Origin of the sequence: Chroococcidiopsis sp., from assembly GCF_051657925.1 — a bacterium.
Taxonomy (GTDB): Bacteria; Cyanobacteriota; Cyanobacteriia; order Cyanobacteriales; family Chroococcidiopsidaceae; genus Chroococcidiopsis.
The window spans coordinates 17,462-36,177 of record NZ_JBOFLP010000295.1 but is presented as its reverse complement, the minus strand read 5'-3'; the positions used below and the strand labels follow the sequence as shown (position 1 = coordinate 36,177).

Sequence of the window (18,716 nt, the reverse complement as noted above, 5' to 3'; positions counted from 1 at the left end):
GTATCGAATGCACGAGCAGTAAAGGTCAAGTTCGACTAAGTAGATTAGTCTTATGCGATACTGCATCAAGAACTTTGCTAGCCGCCATATAGTTAGCTGCCTAACTATATCCTACAGTACGATCGCAAATGAGTTTAGTTGCAGTTATGGTTCGCGCATTGCAGCAGTACCAGAGCGCAGTTTGCCGAGTAACTCGATCAATGTCTTTTTTTCGATATCTGTCAACTGAGACATCATGCTTGTCGTGCGGCAAAAATGCTCTGGGAGGAGATTTGAGACGAGTTCTCGTCCCTTGTCAGTCAGATGGATCGTTAGCATTCGGCGATCGCCTGGATAGGGTTGGCGCTGCACTAATTTTTCCCGTTCTAATCCATCTAACAGTCCGGTAATAGTTGCACGAGTGACACCCGCACGTTCGGCAAAACCCGAAGGTGTAAGTCCCTGTTCCCCAGCCACAAACAATTGCATTATTAGGGTAAACTTGCCCACAGATAAGCCGTGACGAGCAAAATGAGTTTCTAGGGCAGTATAAACATCAGCAGTAGTATCGAGAAAAGCCAAACAGGTTTCGACTGAAGCAATATCAACTTCTGGAAATTGTTGAGCCAGCTGCTCGATCGTCTGACGGTTGGGGATACTGCGGGAGGAAACCATATAATAATCAGTTATCAGTTGTCAGAGAGCAGGGAGCAGGGAGCAGGGAGCAGGGAGCAGGGGAAGAGAAAGAATTCACAGGTTCACAGGTTTATTTTTCTTGCCTCTCGCCCCTTACAAATGACAAATGACAAATGACCAACTACGACTTAATTTGACAGGTTTTGTTGGCTATCTTGGCTGTTTCTGTGGCAGATGTGGTGAGAATGGAATGCGCTTGTAGTTTGTTGCAAGCTGTTTTCAACCAAGTTGAGAAACTACCACCTTGCCATAATTGTACTGTTTTGTCCCAACTCCCGCTGACAATATGTTGCCCGTCGGGGCTAATTGCAATTGAGGTGACAGAAGCTTCATGTTTTTGCATCGGTTGACCGATCGCATTGCCTTGTAAATCCCACAGTCTTACCGTGCGATCGCGACTACCACTAACGATATATTCTCCATTTGGGCTGAATGCAACGGATGTAACGAGACTACCATGCCCTAAAAAAGGCTGACCGATCGCGTTGCCTTGGCGATCCCACAATCGTACCGTGCGATCGCGGCTACCGCTAACGACATATTTTCCATCAGGACTAAAAGCAACTGAGTGAACTTCATCTGGATGTCCGCGCCAGGGTTGACCGATAGGATTGCCCTTTAGATCCCACACGCGAATTGTTTTGTCGTTACCACCGCTGATAATCTGTTGTCCATCAGGACTGATGGCAACTGAGAATACGCCACCTTCATGTCCTTGGAAGGGACGCGCGATCGCGTTACCCTGTTTATCCCACAATCGAATTGTGCCGTCTGCACTACCACTAATAATCAATTGCCCATCAGGACTAATTGCGACCGAGAATACATCACCTGCATGTCCCTGGAACGGACGCGCGATCGCACCCTGTTTATTCCACAATCGAATTGTGCGATCGTCGCTACCACTGGCAATATACTGTCCGTCAGAACTAATAGCAATTGAGTTTACAGCACCTTGATGACCTTGTAGCTGAGCCAGAGGATTTCCAGATTTATCCCACAACTGAATTATCTTGTCAGCACTGCTACTTGCAACGTACTGCCCATCGGGACTCATAGCTACAGCTAAAACTTTATCCTGGTGTCCCGTCAGAGTGCGATCGAGCTGAAAATTGGCTCGATTCCATAAGCGAACTGTATTATCTTCGCTACTACTAATAATTGTTTCTCCATCAGGGCTAAAGCCAACTGAGTAAAGATAATATTCGTGTCCGATTAGCGGTTGACCGATTTGATGTCCTTTTAAATCCCACAAGCGAATTGTTTTATCGTCGCTGCCACTCAAAATATACTTTCCATCGGGGCTAAAGGTGACGGAACGGACAAAATCTTCGTGTCCGGTGAAGGGTTGACCGAGCGCATTGCCCCTGAGATCCCATAATCGAATTGTATTATCGGCACTACCACTCGCGATCGCTTTTCCGTCTGGACTGAAGGAAACTGCAAACACATGGTCTTGATGACCCCGAAAAGGCTGACTCCGTGAATTTCCTTGTTTGTCCCACAGCCGAATCGTGTTGTTAGTACCACCGCTAGCAATATATTGTCCGTCTGGACTGAAGGCGACTGACCAAACTTGCCCTTGTCGTGTTTGAATTGGCTGACCTACAGGATTGCCTTGTAAGTTCCATAATCTGACTGTGCCATCATCGCCGCCGCTAACTATATATTTTCCATCAGGGCTGAAGGCAACTGATTTGATATGGTTTGCATGACCTTGGAACGGTTGACCCATCGCCTGACCGGAGCGATCCCACAATCGTACTGTACCATCGGCGCTACCACTGACTATATACTGTCCGTCAGGGCTAAAAGCAATGGAGAAAACTCCTTGCTGGTGTCCTTGAAAAGGCTGACCGATTGGCTTTCCAGATTTGTCCCACAATCGTATAGTTTTATCGATGCTACCACTAGCAATAATTTGACCATCAGGACTAAAAGCAGATGCCCAAACAGCACCCTGATGTCCTCTGAGGGCATTGCGTTCCGTCGATACGGCGATCGCATCCCGTAAACTAGAACGTACTTGGGGTAAAATCTGCGCGGATCGATCGCCAAATCGGTCTATACTCTCACCAGTTAAGGCGATCGCGCTCGTTACTCCTGCTACTGGGTTAAAGTTTAATAGGTTGGTAGCTTGATTTGCCCGTTCGCGCAACCATAAAATTGTCTTCTGTCGTTCAGCTTGATGCCATTGCACGCCTGCCAAAAGTGCGAGTCCAGCAAAAATAATTGATGTGCCGGAAACTGCTATAAGTTGTTGCTTTCTGCGCGTTTCTGCTTCCCAAAGACGGCGATCGCGTTCTGCTATGCTGGCATCGATAAATTGATTTTCTAACTGAGATAATCCACCTAAGCGATCGAATTCTTGTTTTTGCCGTAGTTCTTCTACCCGTTGTAACTTAGAACCACTCCAGAGTTCATCTGCTGGTTTACCTGCATCTTGCCATCGCTGGGCATCTTCTGATAATCGATTGCGAATGGCGAGCGCTTCTTTACTATCTTCAATCCATTCTTTCAGAGTTGACCAAGAGTTAATTAAAATTTCGTGGGCAATTTCTACAGTCGATTGTTCTTGTCGATTAGTGACTAATAAGTTGCTGTCAATTAATCGATCTAAAATACCTTGAACTAATTGATTATCAAATTCGGTCAGATGGGCGCGACGACTGACAGCTTTTCCTACTATATTGAATTCTTTTTCTGTTGCGGTTAAATCGATCAATCTCAAAAAAATTTGTTTTGCCGCAAGTTGCTCTTGTGGTTTTAAATGCTGATAAATGCACTCGACATGACTTTGTAATGCTCCGCGTACGCCGCCCAATTCTCGATAAGTTTTAATGTTTAGAGTACGGTCTGAAATATCTTCATGTTGCCAAAGTAAATCTAAAGTATATTGTAACAAAGGTAAAGAACCAGCTTGTCCTTGAATATCTCGAATAATTTCTTCTACTAATCCAGCTTCAAAAATGACACCCTGATGGGCAGCAGGTTGTTCGATCGCCTGCCTCAACTCGTCTGGATGCATATCGGTAACGAGATGAATATTCTGCTGCGCAATTTTACCTAAGTTGGGATAGGGACTAAAACGATCTAAAAAATCTGCCCGCATTGCTAAGATAATTTTAACGGACTGTCGATTCGATTTAGCAATAGCAACTAAATTGTCAATAAATTTTTTGCGTTGTTCTAAATCTTGGCATAAAGTAAAAACTTCTTCAAACTGATCGATAAATATGAGCCACTGGGAATCTTTTTCTTTTAATGCATGAATACCTTGATTTAGAGGGATTTTAAAGGTGTCAAAAGCAGATTCTACTTCGGATTGCTTGTAGCCTTTACCAATCAAGCTAATGCGGAAAGATTCAAAGGGATTGCGATCGGGGGTGAATGTAAAGTCGCGAAATTTAGCACCTAACCTTTCGGCGAGTTGAGGGATAATCCCAGCCCGAACTAAAGATGACTTGCCGCTTCCAGACGCACCCAAAAGTAGGATAAAATTACTTTGACTGACGATTTCAATTAAATTGGCAATCAGGCGATCGCGACCAAAGAAAAAATCTTTATGATTAAACTCAAACTTTTTCAGTCCTCGATAAGGCGAAGTTGGATTGAGCGGGCGAGTTTGAATTGCAGAGGCAGTGACTTGGAGGATTTGGTTTACCGTAAAAACGTTTCCATCTCCTAATGCAATATCACCGAAACTTTGTACTTGTTGTTGACTGTTTAGCATTGCTTATCCTTTCTATTCTCTGTTCCCTGCTCCCTGCTCCCTGCTCCCTAATAAAAAGTTAAACAATCATGGCGATAATATTAGCAACAGCCAAGGCAGGATCGGCAAATTCTGCTACTTTTTTACAACAAGTTTCTAAAGCAGTACCAGCTTGCACCAATAAATTTTTATCTGGTTTGGGCTTGACAAGTTCTTCTTCTACAACTGAAATCGTTGCCTCAGCATTTTTCTTTTCTAATACATTCAGCTTCTCAGTTTGAGCAATTCCTTGTTTCAGCGTTTGCAATAAATCCAAAGCTTCTTGAATTTCTTTTTTAGCAAATTCATCTTTGTTTGTGCTACGAGCTAAGTTTACCGAACCTTCAGCAGAAATCTGATTGGCATCAAAAGTATTGCCGCTGCCAAGGGTGACGTTACCAAAGGATTGAGACTGCCGGTTTCTACTTGAAGGTGTTACACCTGCTGTAGAATTTAAAACCGTGGCTAGCTGAGATTGCAGGGCAATTTTTTCCTCTGGAGTGAAGGTTTTAATGATATCTAGAACATCTTCAACTGTGTATTTTGGCATGATGAAGTAAGTCAAAAGTTAAAAGTTTCACTAGTAGGGTGCGTTAAATACCGCACCCTACTTTTAAAGATTTTGGAGAAATCTAAACTCGTTGCAAAACGACAAATCCGTTTGCTGGAATGACAACATTAATCCAACCATTGCTAGAAGCAATAGATCCGCCTAAGTTGCCGACACTATTTCCCCCATAAGGTTCGGCATCGCTGTTAAAAATCTCGCGCCAAGAACCATTTCCAAGTCGAGAAGATTCGATCGCATATCCCGAACCAAAAGGATTATTGTTGAGACTGGCGACAATTAGAAATTCTTGAGAGTTGTCCCAGCGTCTAAATGCAATAACTCGGTTAGCATTGTGGGCGTGGATAATATCGATATTGTGCGATCGCAATCCTGAATTGTTGAGTCGCAGTCGGATAATATCCTGATAGAATTGAAACAATCGCTGTCCGTTAGTTTGCCGTTCGCCTAGCAAATCTTCGCGGTTGTCCATGAAGCCACGGTATCTGTAGGCTTTTTGCGCCCCAATTTCTTCACCCATGAGAAACATCGGCGTACCCGCACTCAGCATTGTCACGCCACAAGCAAAGTGACAGCGTGCCTCAGCAAAGCGCCGCGTCTCGCCAATTAAAGGTGCAGAGTTCACTGCTGCTACAATCGTGCGCCGCGATTCAACCCGATTGCCACCTTCGTCGTAATATGAGTTACCTGCTTCGTCGTGGGATTCGTGGTAGACAACTTTGTGACTGCCGGATGTCGCTAAAGCACCTACAAAATAATCCATTGCTAGCGGATCGTTGTTACCATAACCAGCCGTGGGAATGAGTTTGGCATATTCTCTTCCGGCGCTGGCATCGCCGACTAAATTATGGTAGAAACTGGAATACCAAGCCGCATCAAACCCCAAACCACCATTCTCAGTTGACTCGGTAACTCGATCCCAATCAGAATGATCCTCCGCCATCAACATCACATCTGGGCGGATCAGCTTTAACGTCCGACACCATTCTCTCAGGAATTTAGCCCCAAAAACATTAACGTTACCTAACGGTCTACCATCGGCATGTAGTACGTTATATGAGTGCATCGAAGTTGTTTGATCGACGCGGAAACCGTCAACATGAAACTCTTCTAATAGAGTCGCGGCGCTGCTGATAAACATCTTGCGCACCATCTCCTCATGAAAGCGGGGAGAAAAGCCAGTGGACATGTTGTCTACATATCCGCCTTCTGGGAAGTGCCTGCCGTCGGTGTAGAAATAATTGCTAGAGTTACCCTCGTACCAGTAATAAATGTTTTGTTCGGGAATGTCCGAATCATAAGCCCATTGCGCGCGTCCGGCATCTGGAGAGTAGTGGTTGTAGACGACATCCATAATTACGGCAATGCCGTTGCGATGGCACTCTCGGACGAAATGCTTCAGTTGGTCGCGACCACCCGCGCTGTATTCTAAAGCAAAGTAGTGGGATGTTTCGTAACCCCAATTTTGTTCGTCCCGAAATTCAGACATGGGTAACAGTTCAACTGCATTGACACCCAAATCGACTAAATAGGGCAGCAGTTGCATGGCATCGGCAAAATTGCCAGGTCGATTCGTACCGTATCCCAACGCACCAATATGCAGTTCGTAGATAACGAGATCTTCAACGCGACGGGGAAGGGGACGATTGGGATTAAATTCGTTTTGCCAAAACTCTGCTTCAGAGATAAATTCTGTCGATGTGGGCGAAATACCTCCTTGAAATTCTCTCAGCACTCGATCGGGATCGACAACTACCGAACAACTCACCGAACCATCAAGGTCGCGGTAATCGCCAGTATAAGCTGCGCCATTGGGATTGATATTTCCTTGACCTATCTGACAGCGGGAATACAAATCTGTTTTATACTCCACTCTGCCGTTCTGTTTCGTAATCCGATACATATAGGGCAGATGGTCAAAATTGGCGAAATTAGCGAGGGCGGAATTTGCAACATTCGTCTGCCAAATGCCATTGTTTTGTCGAGACAAAGCCAGCGTACCGCGAGCGGAGTCGATACCGGAACCGTCATCGCTGATGTAACCGCTAGTGCCACCAAAAACCACTTCTACATTCTGAGCGTTAGGCGACCAGACGGCAAATTGAATTGCTGGTTGGGGAGCCTCGGTATAGTATTTTTGCGCTCCCAGGAGACGGGAATGGGTGAGGTAATAGCGTTCTTGTTGCGGTTTACCGCTGTCAGGTTGTAGTGTAAAACTGCGGTAGCGATCGCTCGAATTACTATCGTTAATTTCAGTGGCGATACCCCACCAATCTGCACCTACTGGGCTATCTAAAATTACACCCCAACGGAATAACCAGCCAACCTGCGAATCATCTAAATCGACTGTCGTTGTAAAGCAGGGACAACCATCTTCACCAATAGATTGTTGCATGGGGATAGTCGTCCACTGCTCCGAATAGCGTCCGTTGCCGTCCCAGTTACCAGTTAAGCGGACGTTGGCAAAAATCTCTCTTCTTAATCCCGTGCAATATGTAAATTGAATGGTAGGCATAGCAAAACTCTTGTTAACGTCTTTATGTTTTTCTTTCGCTGTCGAGCATAGCCATCTGCCCAGCATCGTAGCGATCGCCCGCCACCGCAGTTGTTGGTACTGCCTTTTCAATCCGGGCGAGATCTGCCACAGACAGCTCTATTTCTAACGCCCCCAGCGCCTCAGCAAGGCGATCGCGCCGACGCGCGCCAACCAGGGGAATAATGTCCGATCCTTGCGCTAAAGCCCAAGCGATCGCGACTTGAGCCACTGTCGCCCCTTTCTCGTCGGCAATCGCCCGTAGCGCTTCGACGAGGGCGAGGTTGCAATCTAGGTTTGCGCCCGTAAAGCGGGGCAGGTGGGCGCGAAAATCGCGGGCTGTTTCGGATCGTTGTTTCGACCAGTGACCGCTCAAAAGACCGCGCGACAGGACTCCATAGGCAGCGATCGCGATGCCGAGTTCGCGGGCTGTAGGCAGAATTTCAGCTTCGATACCGCGACTGAGGAGCGAATATTCAATTTGCAGCCAGCTAATCGGGTGAACGGCTTGGGCGCGGCGCAGGGTTTCGGCTCCTGCTTCTGAAAGTCCAATATGGCGGACGTATCCCGCTTCCACCATTTCGGCGATCGCGCCGACTGTCTCCTCGATCGGCACTGTATGGTCTATACGCGCTGGTTGGTAAAGATCGATGTAGTCGGTTCCTAGCCGTTTGAGCGTGTAGGCAAGGAAGTTTTTCACAGCAACGGGACGGCAATCAACGCCAATAAAACCACCGTTAGGCGATCGCATCGCCCCGAATTTGACGGCGATAAAGACATCTTCACGCCTGCGACCTTTCAGGGCTTCGCGCAGGAGCATCTCGTTATGACCCGATCCGTAGAAGTCTCCTGTATCCAATAACGTAATCCCAGCTGCGAGAGCATCGTGTATGGTGGAGATGCTTTCAGCTGCGTCAGCGGGACCGTAGAAATCTGACATCCCCATCAACCCTAGACCCAGAGCAGAGACATTTGGACCGTTGTTACCGAGAGTGCGTGTCTGCATAACCTTCCTTCAAAAAGCGTTAATAGAAAGATACAAGATCGCGTCAAAAATTAATAATCAGCTGGTGGCGTTAGTCCCAGTTGCCCGAAGAAATCGAGCCGATCGAAGTAGAGATGATACTCAACAATCAGCCCATCTTCAAATCGCCAGAAATCGGATGCCGAGATATTGATGGTTCTGCCCGTAGGAGGCAAATCACCACCTGGCATAGCCAGAGGACCAGTCATGGTTCCAGTAGCGTGCAGCTCGAAGGCAAGCGTTCGGTCTGATTCAGCTGCCATACCGCGAATTTCGTGAGTAAAATCCGGTAGCGCTCGGAAGTGCATCAACATCCACTCTCGGTAGGCTTCACCGCCAGTAAACGATCCTATGGGGGTGCGAACGCTGGCTGACGGGGCGATCGCGGCAGCTACCATGTCTAGATCGTGGGTATTAAGTGCTGCAAAGAACTGCTCGGCTTGTGCGAGTAAAGACATACAAATACTTCTCCGGCTTAATTCATTGGGTGCTTTTGGAGAAAAGCCAGTGCAGCTTGTCCGACTTCTACGGGATTCATGCTTTGCATCCCGTGAGTTGCATTCATAATGCCGCAGCGTTCGGCTTGCGGCAGCCAGTCGATGAGAAACTGCTGCGTTTCGCGAAAACCAGGCATCGCCGCTTCACTGTCTAATCCCATCGCCGCCAAAACTGGCATAGTTGGTTTTTTCTCGACTAGCCGATCTGCCTCTGACATTCTGAATCCCCAATTGGAAATTGCCGGGAAATCAATCGTGAAAGCGATATTGGCATCAACGGCAACTCTGTCCCACACGTCAATTGGATTTGTCATATCGACAGCACTCAGAAAACTGTGTCCGCAGACATCTACCATGTAGCGCTGAGCAGCACCCAGGCGATCGCCAGCTTTAAACAGATCCATCGCTCGGTTAAAGGCATTCACGTTTGCTTCAACTGCCTCTGGTGCTTCTCTCGGCAAGTATGGTTCGAGCAGGATGGCAGAATGTACCATCTCAGGATAGGAAAGCATGAACTGGAAGCCAATTACGCCACCAAAGGAAAAAGCCAGAATGTGAGCTTTTTCAATCCCTAAATGCTCCAGTAATTGTTTAGCGTGTGCTGCACCTTCCTCAATGCTCAAACTATCTTTCTCTAACGTGCTGCCGTTGTAGCCAGCTCTGTAGTAGCTAATAAACTGGTATTTTTCAAACAGTTGGGGACAAAACTGTAGCGGTGTAATCAGACTGTCAGCAATATTCGTGCCATGAATGCACAGTACGGGTTCGCCACTCCCCACTAACGCATATCTGAGTTCGGCGTTGTTGACTTTTGCCCTTTGGTTGTGATCTATTGACCAATCGCGACCGATGTACATTGGTTGTCTCCTATGAAAATACTAAATTTCTTGCAAAAGGAATGCAGTTGGTAGTTGGTAGTTGGTAGTTGGTAGTTGGTAATTGGTAATTGGTAGTTGCCCACCTGCTCCCTTGTCCCCCTTGTCCCCCTTGTCCCCCTACTCCCTGCTCCCTACTCCCTCTAGGCTGTTAGCACTTGCCGCAGCACGTCATCCATCGCCTGTCTGTCTTGCTCGGTCAGGGAGAATGTCGTCAAGTGTCCGCCGATGCTGTTCACTTCCCAATACTTAGCGTTGGGAATCCTCTCAGCATCGCGCTTACATTCTTCCGGCGGAAACATGCGATCGCCAGTGAAAGCAACCACAAACATCTGTGCTTTAATGCGGCTGAGTGCGGCGGACAAGTCACCACCAGCACTGGGGTCGGCAGCGCGGGTCTTGCGCGATTGATTCACTAAATTGTTGGGGTCTTGGGGCAGCATAAAGGCTTCCCAGAAGCGAGACACAAAATCATCCATAGAAGCAAAGCCGATCGTCCGCCAGACTTCTTCGCCTTCACGGTAGAATCCCAGCGGTGGTAGTGTCAGCGCCATGACATGTGCTTGACGGCGCAATCCAGCTTGTACGGCTTGGGGATCGGTGTAGAAGCCGTTATTCCATGCCGGATCGGATAAAATCGGCTCCTCAATTGCCGTCCGCAACCATAAAAGAGTCCACGGAGAAGGCTTGGGAGCGCCTGCGATCGAAGCCGCGCGCTTGACCATGTGGGGAAAGCGAACTGCCCACTCATAGGTTTGCAGCGCACCGACCGACCAACCGAGTACCAAATACAGTTCGTCGATCCCGAACTTTTCAGTGACGAGCCGATGCTGAGCGATGACATCATCAGCAATGTAAGTTTGCGGGAAGGCTCCGCGATCGAATGGTGGAGCTGTGTTGCTAGGCGAGGAAGAAACACCGTTACCTAACAGCCCAGGTAAGATGATAAAGTATTTGCGCGGGTCGAGCGGACGATCTTCGCCAATATAGATTTCTAGAGCTTCTGGCGCTCCGCCTAAGAAATGTGGAAACAGAATTGCATTGTCTTTGGCTGCGTTCAATTTCCCGTGGGTTTTGTACGCTAGTTTGGCATTCGAGAGGATAAATCCAGTTGATAGTTGGAAATCGCCTAAATCGAAAATTTCTGTTTGTGTTTGTTCCGGCATTTTGACCTCTAGTGATAGTTGATGGTTAATGGTTGATGGTTGATGGTTGATGGTTGATGGTTAATTGTTGACGGCGATCGATAATTAACCTGTACGGGCGGGTTTTGACCCAAGATCTACTGTCTTAGTTGGAGATCGATTTGCTAAACCCGCCCCTACGACTTACAACTCTTGTTTGATAAAATCTGCGACTCTTTCGCCGATCGCGACGATTGTTGTATGGGGGTTGGATGAGGGGATGGCGGGCATGACGGAAGCATCTGCGACGCGCAATCCTTCCACGCCGTAAACTTTCAGTTGCGTATCTACAACTGCCATGCGATCGACACCCATTTTGCAAGATCCTACGTAGTGGTAGTAGGAACCGACATTATTAATCACCCAATCTCTGAGTGCTGCTTCGCTGTTGACTTCTGGACCTGGATTGATTTCTGTCAAACCTAACTTCGCGAAGGCTTGAGTTTGATAAATCTGACGGGCTATTTTTACCATCTCGACCATGCGATCGATATCCGATTTTTCTGCGCCATAATTGGCGTTAATTAGCGGATTAGCCATTGGATCGCTACTTGCCAAACGCACCCAGCCACGCGATAGCGGACGCACCAAACCAGGTAGTGCCAAAATGATTCTCGGATCGACAAGCTGGCTAACTGGTGCAATTGGTTGATTCGTTTGCAGGCGTTGGATGACGTTACCGAAAAATGATTCGCCAAATGGAGCGCGATGCACCAAACAAATTTCTAAATCGGGAACCAGCATTGACGGTTCGGATTTCCAAAATAAGGCAACTTCGGTCATGTTGCCCTTGGGATCGGCTCCTGGTTCGGACATCATGCCCATAGGACCGATAATCAGTGGATGGTCGTGAAAATTTTCTCCTACACCTGGTAAATCGACTACTGTAGGTATGTTGAATTGTTGCAGTTGTTCTGGATTGCCAATACCTGAAAGCAGCAATAATTTTGGCGATTGAATTGCACCTGCACAAACAATGACTTCGCGATCGGCTCTGGCAGTCTTTAAAACTCCGTCCTGCTGATATTCAACTCCTACACAACGATTGTTTTCTATTAATAGTTTTGTCGCTTGGGAATTGCTGCTTAAAGTGACATTAGGACGAGCTAAAGCTGGTTCTAAATAGGCAGTTCTGACTCCAGCGCGTTTACCATTTTTAATATCAACGTGATGCCAACCAACACCAAAATCCTCGGCATTAAAGTCTTTGACGTAAGGATAACCTAGTTCTACACAAGCATCGATGAAAGTTTGTGAAGCTGGGTTGCCTTCGTATTTAGCATCAATGATATTAATTGGACCACCTTTACCCGCAGTAGGGTTGGTGTCGTCTTCCTGATTTTCCAGTTTTTGAAAATAAGGCAGCACATCTTTGAAAGACCAGCCGGAACAACCGTTGTAAGCCCAATCATCAAAATCAGCAGCCTTACCCCTGGTGTGAATCATGTGATAAATATTGGAAGTTCCGCCGATCAGCTTGCCAGCCGCAGAATAGATTTGTCTGTTAGCTAACCCTGGCTGGGGAACGCTCATGTAAGCCCAATCGATTTCGGTCAATAGCAACTCATTCCAGCGATAGGGAACGTCAATAGCTTCCCAATTTTGAGTTCCGCCAGCTTCCAAAATTAAGATTTTGGCATCAGCAAGTTCGCTCAAGCGATAAGCAACGGTTGCACCTGCCGCACCCGAACCAACAATAATATAATCAAAAGTTTCTGTCACGATCGCCTCTCACTCCATAAATTAATTTTTGGTTTTGGAATTTTTGTTTTTAGTTCTGCCAATTTATCGAGTGGCAATAATTAAATCGGCTGCTTTTTCACCAATAGCGATAGTAGGAGCGTTCGTATTTCCGCTAGTAATTGTGGGCATAATCGAAGCGTCTGCAACTCGCAGTCCTTCTACTCCATAGACTTGAAGTCGAGCATTGACAACAGCATCGCGATCGCTTCCCATTTTGCAAGTCCCGACTGGATGCCAAACAGTGGAAGCAACTTGTCGAACATAAGCGCTTAATTCTGCTTTGCTAGTTACAGAAATTCCTGGGGCTAATTCTTCACCGCGAAATTCATCAAAAGCACGAGTATTCACTAATTCTCTCGATAATTCAATTCCTCGAATTAATACATCAAGATCGGCTTCAGATTGTAAATAATTAGGACGCAAAACAGCTAAATCTTGAGGATTGTTAGATCTTAAAGAAACAGTTCCTCGACTTTGCGGCTGCACTAAAATTGGTGCGAAAGTAAAGCCAGGGCCATCGACTTGATACTGAGGTTCTAAAAATTGTACGGGTCCAAAAAAGAATTGCAAATCGGGTGAGTTCGTACTGCGATCGATGTCGCTGCTAGTGTAAGTAAACAAACCTGCTTCGGAAAGAAGATTAGGTACGGGTTGTTCTTGCTTGCAGCTATATCCAACTCCAAATAGCAAATGATCTTGCAGATTTTTACCAACTCCTGGTAAGTCAACTACGAGCGGAATACCATGAGCTTGCAAATGTTCGGCAGCTCCAATACCAGAAAGCATCAACAGTTTTGGCGATTCAAATGTACCGCAACTAAGAATGACTTCTGCTTCGGCTTTAACTTGGTGAATTTTGCCGTCTTGCAGATATTCCAACCCAATAACCCGCTGTTTAGCAAATAACAGTCGCGTGACTTGCGCGTTAGTTTCTACCGTGAAATTGGGATGTCCGAGAATTGGTCGGAGAAAAGCAACAGCCGTACTGCAACGCTGGTTATCTTGAGTGCGAGTCGATTGATAGAAAAATGCGCCATTTTCCTGTTGTGCGCCGTTGCAGTCCCAGCCATTACCCCCATATCCCAATTCCATCGCTGCTGACACGAAAGCCTGGGATACAGGCGCGGGATTGCGATAGTTAATGACGTGTAAAGGTCCCCCTACACCTCGATATTCAGAGGCTCCCCCTTCATAATCTTCCGATTTCTTGAAATAGGGTAAAATTTCTTGGTAACTCCAACCTTCGTTGCCTAAATATTTCCAGCGATCGTAGTCGCGACGATTGCCTCGAATGTACATCATGGCATTGATTGAAGTCCCGCCGCCCAAAACTTTTCCTTGCGCAATGGAGATTTGGCGATCGCCTAAACCTGGTTCTGGTTCGGTTGAGTAACCCCAATCTGCATTAGAATCCCACAGAGAAGTCATCGACTGCATATCTGTGTTGTGGATGGCGGGGTTACTATCTGGACTGCCTGCTTCTAGTAACAAAACACTACAACCCAAATTTTTCATCAGTCGGTAGGCAATGACACAACCAGCCGCGCCAGCACCTACAATAATGTAATCAAATGTACGTTCAAAATTCATTGACTAGTCCACCTTTTTCACTGGTTTAGAAACTCATCAATCTCTTTTTGGGATAAACTATCAATGACGTTAGCAGCGAGATATTCAAGATAGTATTTGCCCCACATTGTTTCCCACAAACTAAATGTCAAATCGAAATTTTCCCCCAATTTATTTGCTAAAAAAATTTCGATTCCCCAAACAGTATCGTCGAATTCTGACTCGGTAAACTTATAACCCGCTTGCTCCGCATATGCCAAAACTTCTGGTTTAGGAAGAGTTTTTAATTTGGCTTGTAATTCAGGCTGGCGAACGAGTGCTTGTAAAAAGTTAACTACTTCTGTTCTTGCCATCGGATTTTTATTAGTTAAGAAACTGCTTTAGTTCTGCCTCAGAGAAAGTCTGAAATAGTTCTTCAACCACATATTGCAGGCGAGACTTTCCCCACATTCTTCGCCACAGACTACTGTTGGCATCGATCGCTTCACCCATTCTCTCTGTAATAATCTGAGCTTCCATACCTCCAATAACCTCAGCTAATTCCTCGCCATTAAAGCTGTAACCCAAACTTTTAGCGTGTAAAATAACTTCAGGTAAATTCTTTTGCTCGAATTTCGCAAACAAAGTTGTATCGCGATAACAAACTCTGAAAAAATCAATTACGCTTTCTTTCGACATAATCCCTATCTCCTCGATTGCATCTTTTTTAACGAAACTCTGGTCCAATAATCCAGTTTTCAGTTGTCACCATACTATGAACGTAATTAGTTTCAAAAAGATGTTCAAAATCTGGTAGGACGAATTTTTCGTATTCTGGTGAACTCAGAGCTGTCTCCAGAGATGATAAATCGTCAAACCAAAGTTGCGATACGCAGTCGAGAATAGATTCACCGATCGCGTAAAAACTATCGCGAACGTGACATTGAAGATAGCGTTGCAAACCTGGAAGTTCCATAACTTTAGCTGCATGATCGTGCAACATCGTGTGGCGAAATTCTGCTAATGGCATTCCAGCTTTTCGCTTTACCATTACTAATAGCTTGATTCGCTCGGAGTCTCTTTGTAGCGGTTCTCCTGCCATCAAAACATGAGCTGTCGTATCTAACCCGACCGTACGCCAAAATGCTGCCCAGTTCGGCTCATCTCGCCGCGCTCCTTCGATAAACTCTTTAGACTGAAGCGAAGCAATTTGTTCTGCTTCATTTTCTAGCCAAATTTCAGCAACACCACTAAAAAGAGGGTCTTCTGGCTCTGCTCCAAAAGGAATTCTTAAATCGATTAAATACCTTCTAATTTGAGGAATTTTACTGGCATAATTTATCGCATGAATGTTAATCCAGTAGTCTTGAAAGTCTTTCTCACTCATCCCTGGTCTGGGATGGGCAAAGATCAATTGATGAATCATAGTGAAGAAAGGGTGTGGGATGTGGGGTGTGGGAAGTGTGGGAAGTGTGGGAAGTGTGGGAAGTGTGGGAAGTGTGGGAAGTGTGGGGTGTAGTGGATTGTTAACTGGTCACTGGTCACTGGTCACTGATAACTGCTCCCCCAGCTCCCTCTGCTCTCTTCTCTCCCCTGCTCCTCTGCTTCCCTGCTCTCTTCCAGTCCCTAGCCGATTGCTCTTGGGACTTCATTACTGATGACGAGATCGATCAGGAAAGGACCGTTGTGGAACAGAGCTTGAGCGATCGCGGGTTTGATCTGCTCTGGTGTTTCCACGCGCACGGCTTGCACTCCCATCGCCCGTGCTAGCTCGTCAAATCGCAGATCGGGATGACACAAATCGAAAGATGCAGGAAATTCGCCTTGCGGAAGCTGCTGTTCTTGCCAATACTGCAAAATATTCAGCTTCAAAATGCGATAGCTACGATTGTTGCAAATGACAAACTTAGCATCAATATTGTGGTGCGCAGCCGTCCACAACGCTTGGATGGTATACATTGCCCCACCATCGCCTGAAAAGCCGATCGCCGTTTTGTCGGGATGGGCGAGCTTAATCCCAATTGCACCAGGAATACCCACACCGAGAGAACCGCCCCGTGTCTGAAAATAATGCCCCAGTGTCGTTGGTGGAATGTAGCGACACAGCTCTTCAGAATGAGTAATTGCCTCATCGAAGACGATCGCGTTTGGTGGTAAATGTCTGGCGAGTTCCTCAGCAAACTGTGATAAATGTAACGGTACTAAGTCATGCACAGCTTTGTCAGCTTCAAACTGTTCTGCCATTTGCTGCTTTTTAGTTTCAGCAATTTGGGCAATTCTTTGACCGACTAGCCGCTTTTGCTCGGCAGTCATGATTTTTTCTAATTCAGCACCCAGCTTGGCAAGGGTTATTTTCGGATCGCTGACTATACCTAGATCTACAGGAAAATTCTTGGCGATTTCGTAAGCATTTAAATCGATATGAACGATTTTTGCATTAGGAGCAAACGCACCGGATAAAGCAGGAAAGACTTCGGGAAAAACGTATGTACCGCAGATCAGCACGAAATCGGCTTGAGATGTAATGCGGCTGCTCACTTCGCCAAACATATGACCCAATAGCCCGCCAAACAGGGGATGGGTTGCACTCATATTTGGTTCCGATGAATCCGAACCCCAGACTTGAGCGCCAATCAATTCGGCGACGCGGGTTAATTCTGCTTGAGCGTTGGAATAAGCTATACCGTCACCGACGATAATTAGTGGTTTGGATGCTGAAGCAAGCATTGATGCGGCTTTGGCGATCGTCTCCGGTTCGGGAGCCACTCGCGTCACTGGGAGCGAAGTCGGAACAACTTCTTCCTCATTTGGTGCATCCAACACATCCATCGGCAGAGAGACAAAAACCGGACCCATCGGTGGCGTAGCGGCAATTTTGATCGCTCGACGCAATACCCGCAGCAGCGAACTCGGATGAACGACCCTGGTTGCCCATTTAGTGACAGGTTTTGCCATACTCACTAAGTCTGCTGCCATCTGCGCATCCATCGCATCATATTGGATGCCAGATTCACCTGCTAGTACGACTAGTGGTGCATGACCGCGCATCGCTTGATACAACATTCCGATCCCATTACCCAGACCAACCCCGCTATGCAGTTGCACGACGGTGGGCTTTTTGGTAGAACGAGCGTAGCCATCAGCTGCTGCTACCGCGATCGTCTCTTGTAAGGCAAGAATGTATTCAAATTCTGGATAATAATCGCTGAGTGCATCGAGAAACCCCTCTTCAGATGTACCGGGGTTGCCGAACATGTAGCGGATACCATCAGCAAGTAATTGCTCGATAATTGCAAATCTACCGTTTCTTTTTTCCATGATTTTTTCCTTTTAGAGAGGGAGTAGGGAGCAGGGAGTAGGGAGCAGTGACCAGTTATCAGTGACCAGTGACCAGTGACCAGTAACCTGTAATTTCTCCCTTGTCCCCCTTGTCCTCTTCTACTACCAGCCGTACCGTCTCAATCCCTTTTCCAAAACCTCCACCAACCGCTGACCAGTTGCATAAGAGTCTGGGGTGGAACGACCTGTGATGAAGGGGTAATCGACAATGACTGAAACTTCATGCCCGACATTACCGTGGAATTGCCCTTCTGGACCCGTGGCATCGCGCAGAATGTACTCTAGAGGATAGAAGGGAGGACCGAAGTTAATATCACCTAAGTTAGGATTGACGTTCGCTCCCATAAATCCCGTACCGTCTTTGTAGTCATATTCCAAACAATGACCTGTAACGTGCTTGCCCCAGATAATGCTTTTGCGATCGTTGATGTCGCGGGCAAAGGCAAGGCAGGGAACGCCATAACATTCGGCAGCAATGGGTTTATCCATTTGATAGAAGTTGAGGATCAGGTCGTGGATTCTTTGGTTGTTGACTAAATCCACCAGAGGACCGCTACCACCGACGATTAACATCGAATCGTATTGGCTCAAATCTTGCTCGCGAATTTCCTCAAGTCTGCGGTAGTAGGCTTCCATTTCCCGCAGAAATTTAGGAGAACTCCAATATGGTCTTTCGGGCAACCAGTCTCTTAAGCTGATTGGATTATTTAAGCGGGGATTGTTGGGGTCGTCTATAGCGCGGACTTTCTCTGCCATTTCTTGGGAAACTACAGGGCGACCTAAAGGCGGATCGACAAATGTAGCATCCATGCTAGGGGTGAGGGCTACAGGTCGTTTGCCTGTTGGAGTTGCAAAGTCCACTTGATACCCAGCAGCATCGAAGGTTTCCAGGGGACCGATCAATTCTTCGCCCCAGTAACCCCATTCGGATAGAATAATCAAAATCTTTCTAGTCATTGGAACCTCTTAATTTGTCATT

Annotated in this window: 16 protein-coding genes; all 16 read right to left on the bottom strand. The window is 46.6% G+C overall.

The window, feature by feature from the left end; translation table 11 throughout:
- Positions 1 to 144: 144 nt before the first annotated feature.
- Positions 145 to 654, bottom strand: a complete 510-nt coding sequence (locus tag ACRC32_RS24120; protein ID WP_438556355.1) for a MarR family winged helix-turn-helix transcriptional regulator — start codon at positions 652 to 654, stop codon at positions 145 to 147.
- A gap of 142 nt (positions 655 to 796) precedes the next feature.
- A complete protein-coding gene (locus ACRC32_RS24115) occupies positions 797 to 4,408 on the bottom strand; it encodes an nSTAND1 domain-containing NTPase (protein ID WP_438556354.1) in 3,612 nt (1,203 codons plus the stop codon).
- 58 nt (positions 4,409 to 4,466) lie between these two features.
- Positions 4,467 to 4,976 (bottom strand): hypothetical protein, encoded by a 510-nt coding sequence (locus ACRC32_RS24110; RefSeq protein WP_438556353.1) that lies wholly within the window; start codon positions 4,974 to 4,976, stop codon positions 4,467 to 4,469.
- 82 nt (positions 4,977 to 5,058) lie between these two features.
- Positions 5,059 to 7,509 (bottom strand): alpha-amylase family glycosyl hydrolase, encoded by a 2,451-nt coding sequence (locus ACRC32_RS24105; RefSeq protein ID WP_438556352.1) that lies wholly within the window; start codon positions 7,507 to 7,509, stop codon positions 5,059 to 5,061.
- A 22-nt stretch (positions 7,510 to 7,531) separates the two neighbouring features.
- Positions 7,532 to 8,533 (bottom strand): aldo/keto reductase, encoded by a 1,002-nt coding sequence (locus ACRC32_RS24100; RefSeq protein ID WP_438556351.1) that lies wholly within the window; start codon positions 8,531 to 8,533, stop codon positions 7,532 to 7,534.
- A 50-nt stretch (positions 8,534 to 8,583) separates the two neighbouring features.
- Positions 8,584 to 9,009: an ester cyclase gene (locus ACRC32_RS24095; protein ID WP_438556350.1), complete on the bottom strand. Its 426-nt coding sequence runs from the start codon at positions 9,007 to 9,009 to the stop codon at positions 8,584 to 8,586.
- Between the two features lie 17 nt (positions 9,010 to 9,026).
- The gene (locus ACRC32_RS24090) at positions 9,027 to 9,905 is read right to left on the bottom strand and encodes an alpha/beta fold hydrolase (RefSeq protein ID WP_438556349.1); all 879 of its coding nucleotides are present in this window, start codon (positions 9,903 to 9,905) and stop codon (positions 9,027 to 9,029) included.
- A gap of 161 nt (positions 9,906 to 10,066) precedes the next feature.
- Positions 10,067 to 11,089 carry an alpha/beta fold hydrolase gene (locus tag ACRC32_RS24085; RefSeq protein WP_438556348.1) on the bottom strand — a complete coding sequence of 341 codons (1,023 nt, stop codon included), beginning with the start codon at positions 11,087 to 11,089 and terminating at the stop codon, positions 10,067 to 10,069.
- Positions 11,090 to 11,251: 162 nt separating this feature from the next.
- Complete coding sequence (locus ACRC32_RS24080; RefSeq protein WP_438556347.1) at positions 11,252 to 12,829, bottom strand: GMC family oxidoreductase; 1,578 nt, start codon at positions 12,827 to 12,829, stop codon at positions 11,252 to 11,254.
- Between the two features lie 63 nt (positions 12,830 to 12,892).
- Positions 12,893 to 14,440 carry a GMC family oxidoreductase gene (locus ACRC32_RS24075; protein WP_438556346.1) on the bottom strand — a complete coding sequence of 516 codons (1,548 nt, stop codon included), beginning with the start codon at positions 14,438 to 14,440 and terminating at the stop codon, positions 12,893 to 12,895.
- A 17-nt stretch (positions 14,441 to 14,457) separates the two neighbouring features.
- Positions 14,458 to 14,772, bottom strand: coding sequence for a Nif11-like leader peptide family natural product precursor (locus ACRC32_RS24070; protein ID WP_438556345.1), 315 nt, complete (start codon positions 14,770 to 14,772; stop codon positions 14,458 to 14,460).
- A gap of 10 nt (positions 14,773 to 14,782) precedes the next feature.
- On the bottom strand, positions 14,783 to 15,097 hold the full coding sequence (locus ACRC32_RS24065) for a hypothetical protein (RefSeq protein WP_438556344.1): 315 nt from the start codon (positions 15,095 to 15,097) through the stop codon (positions 14,783 to 14,785).
- Positions 15,098 to 15,125: 28 nt separating this feature from the next.
- Positions 15,126 to 15,824 carry an EthD domain-containing protein gene (locus ACRC32_RS24060; protein ID WP_438556343.1) on the bottom strand — a complete coding sequence of 233 codons (699 nt, stop codon included), beginning with the start codon at positions 15,822 to 15,824 and terminating at the stop codon, positions 15,126 to 15,128.
- The gene (locus ACRC32_RS24055) at positions 15,821 to 15,943 is read right to left on the bottom strand and encodes a hypothetical protein (protein WP_438556342.1); all 123 of its coding nucleotides are present in this window, start codon (positions 15,941 to 15,943) and stop codon (positions 15,821 to 15,823) included. The genes ACRC32_RS24060 and ACRC32_RS24055 overlap by 4 nt, the downstream gene beginning before the upstream one ends.
- Positions 15,944 to 16,024: 81 nt before the next feature.
- Entirely contained in the window at positions 16,025 to 17,716 is a 1,692-nt protein-coding gene (locus tag ACRC32_RS24050) for a thiamine pyrophosphate-binding protein (protein ID WP_438556341.1), read from the bottom strand.
- A 123-nt stretch (positions 17,717 to 17,839) separates the two neighbouring features.
- Positions 17,840 to 18,694, bottom strand: coding sequence for a type 1 glutamine amidotransferase domain-containing protein (locus tag ACRC32_RS24045; protein WP_438556340.1), 855 nt, complete (start codon positions 18,692 to 18,694; stop codon positions 17,840 to 17,842).
- Positions 18,695 to 18,716: the final 22 nt, after the last annotated feature.

Coding starts and splice junctions, on each gene's coding strand:
- ACRC32_RS24085 (WP_438556348.1), bottom strand. CDS start 11,089: ATGCCGGAACAAACACAAACAGAAATTTTCGATTTAGGCGATTTCCAA.
- ACRC32_RS24045 (WP_438556340.1), bottom strand. CDS start 18,694: ATGACTAGAAAGATTTTGATTATTCTATCCGAATGGGGTTACTGGGGC.
- ACRC32_RS24065 (WP_438556344.1), bottom strand. CDS start 15,097: ATGTCGAAAGAAAGCGTAATTGATTTTTTCAGAGTTTGTTATCGCGAT.
- ACRC32_RS24095 (WP_438556350.1), bottom strand. CDS start 9,009: ATGTCTTTACTCGCACAAGCCGAGCAGTTCTTTGCAGCACTTAATACC.
- ACRC32_RS24090 (WP_438556349.1), bottom strand. CDS start 9,905: ATGTACATCGGTCGCGATTGGTCAATAGATCACAACCAAAGGGCAAAA.
- ACRC32_RS24110 (WP_438556353.1), bottom strand. CDS start 4,976: ATGCCAAAATACACAGTTGAAGATGTTCTAGATATCATTAAAACCTTC.
- ACRC32_RS24115 (WP_438556354.1), bottom strand. CDS start 4,408: ATGCTAAACAGTCAACAACAAGTACAAAGTTTCGGTGATATTGCATTA.
- ACRC32_RS24060 (WP_438556343.1), bottom strand. CDS start 15,824: ATGATTCATCAATTGATCTTTGCCCATCCCAGACCAGGGATGAGTGAG.
- ACRC32_RS24050 (WP_438556341.1), bottom strand. CDS start 17,716: ATGGAAAAAAGAAACGGTAGATTTGCAATTATCGAGCAATTACTTGCT.
- ACRC32_RS24120 (WP_438556355.1), bottom strand. CDS start 654: ATGGTTTCCTCCCGCAGTATCCCCAACCGTCAGACGATCGAGCAGCTG.
- ACRC32_RS24070 (WP_438556345.1), bottom strand. CDS start 14,772: ATGGCAAGAACAGAAGTAGTTAACTTTTTACAAGCACTCGTTCGCCAG.
- ACRC32_RS24075 (WP_438556346.1), bottom strand. CDS start 14,440: ATGAATTTTGAACGTACATTTGATTACATTATTGTAGGTGCTGGCGCG.
- ACRC32_RS24105 (WP_438556352.1), bottom strand. CDS start 7,509: ATGCCTACCATTCAATTTACATATTGCACGGGATTAAGAAGAGAGATT.
- ACRC32_RS24100 (WP_438556351.1), bottom strand. CDS start 8,533: ATGCAGACACGCACTCTCGGTAACAACGGTCCAAATGTCTCTGCTCTG.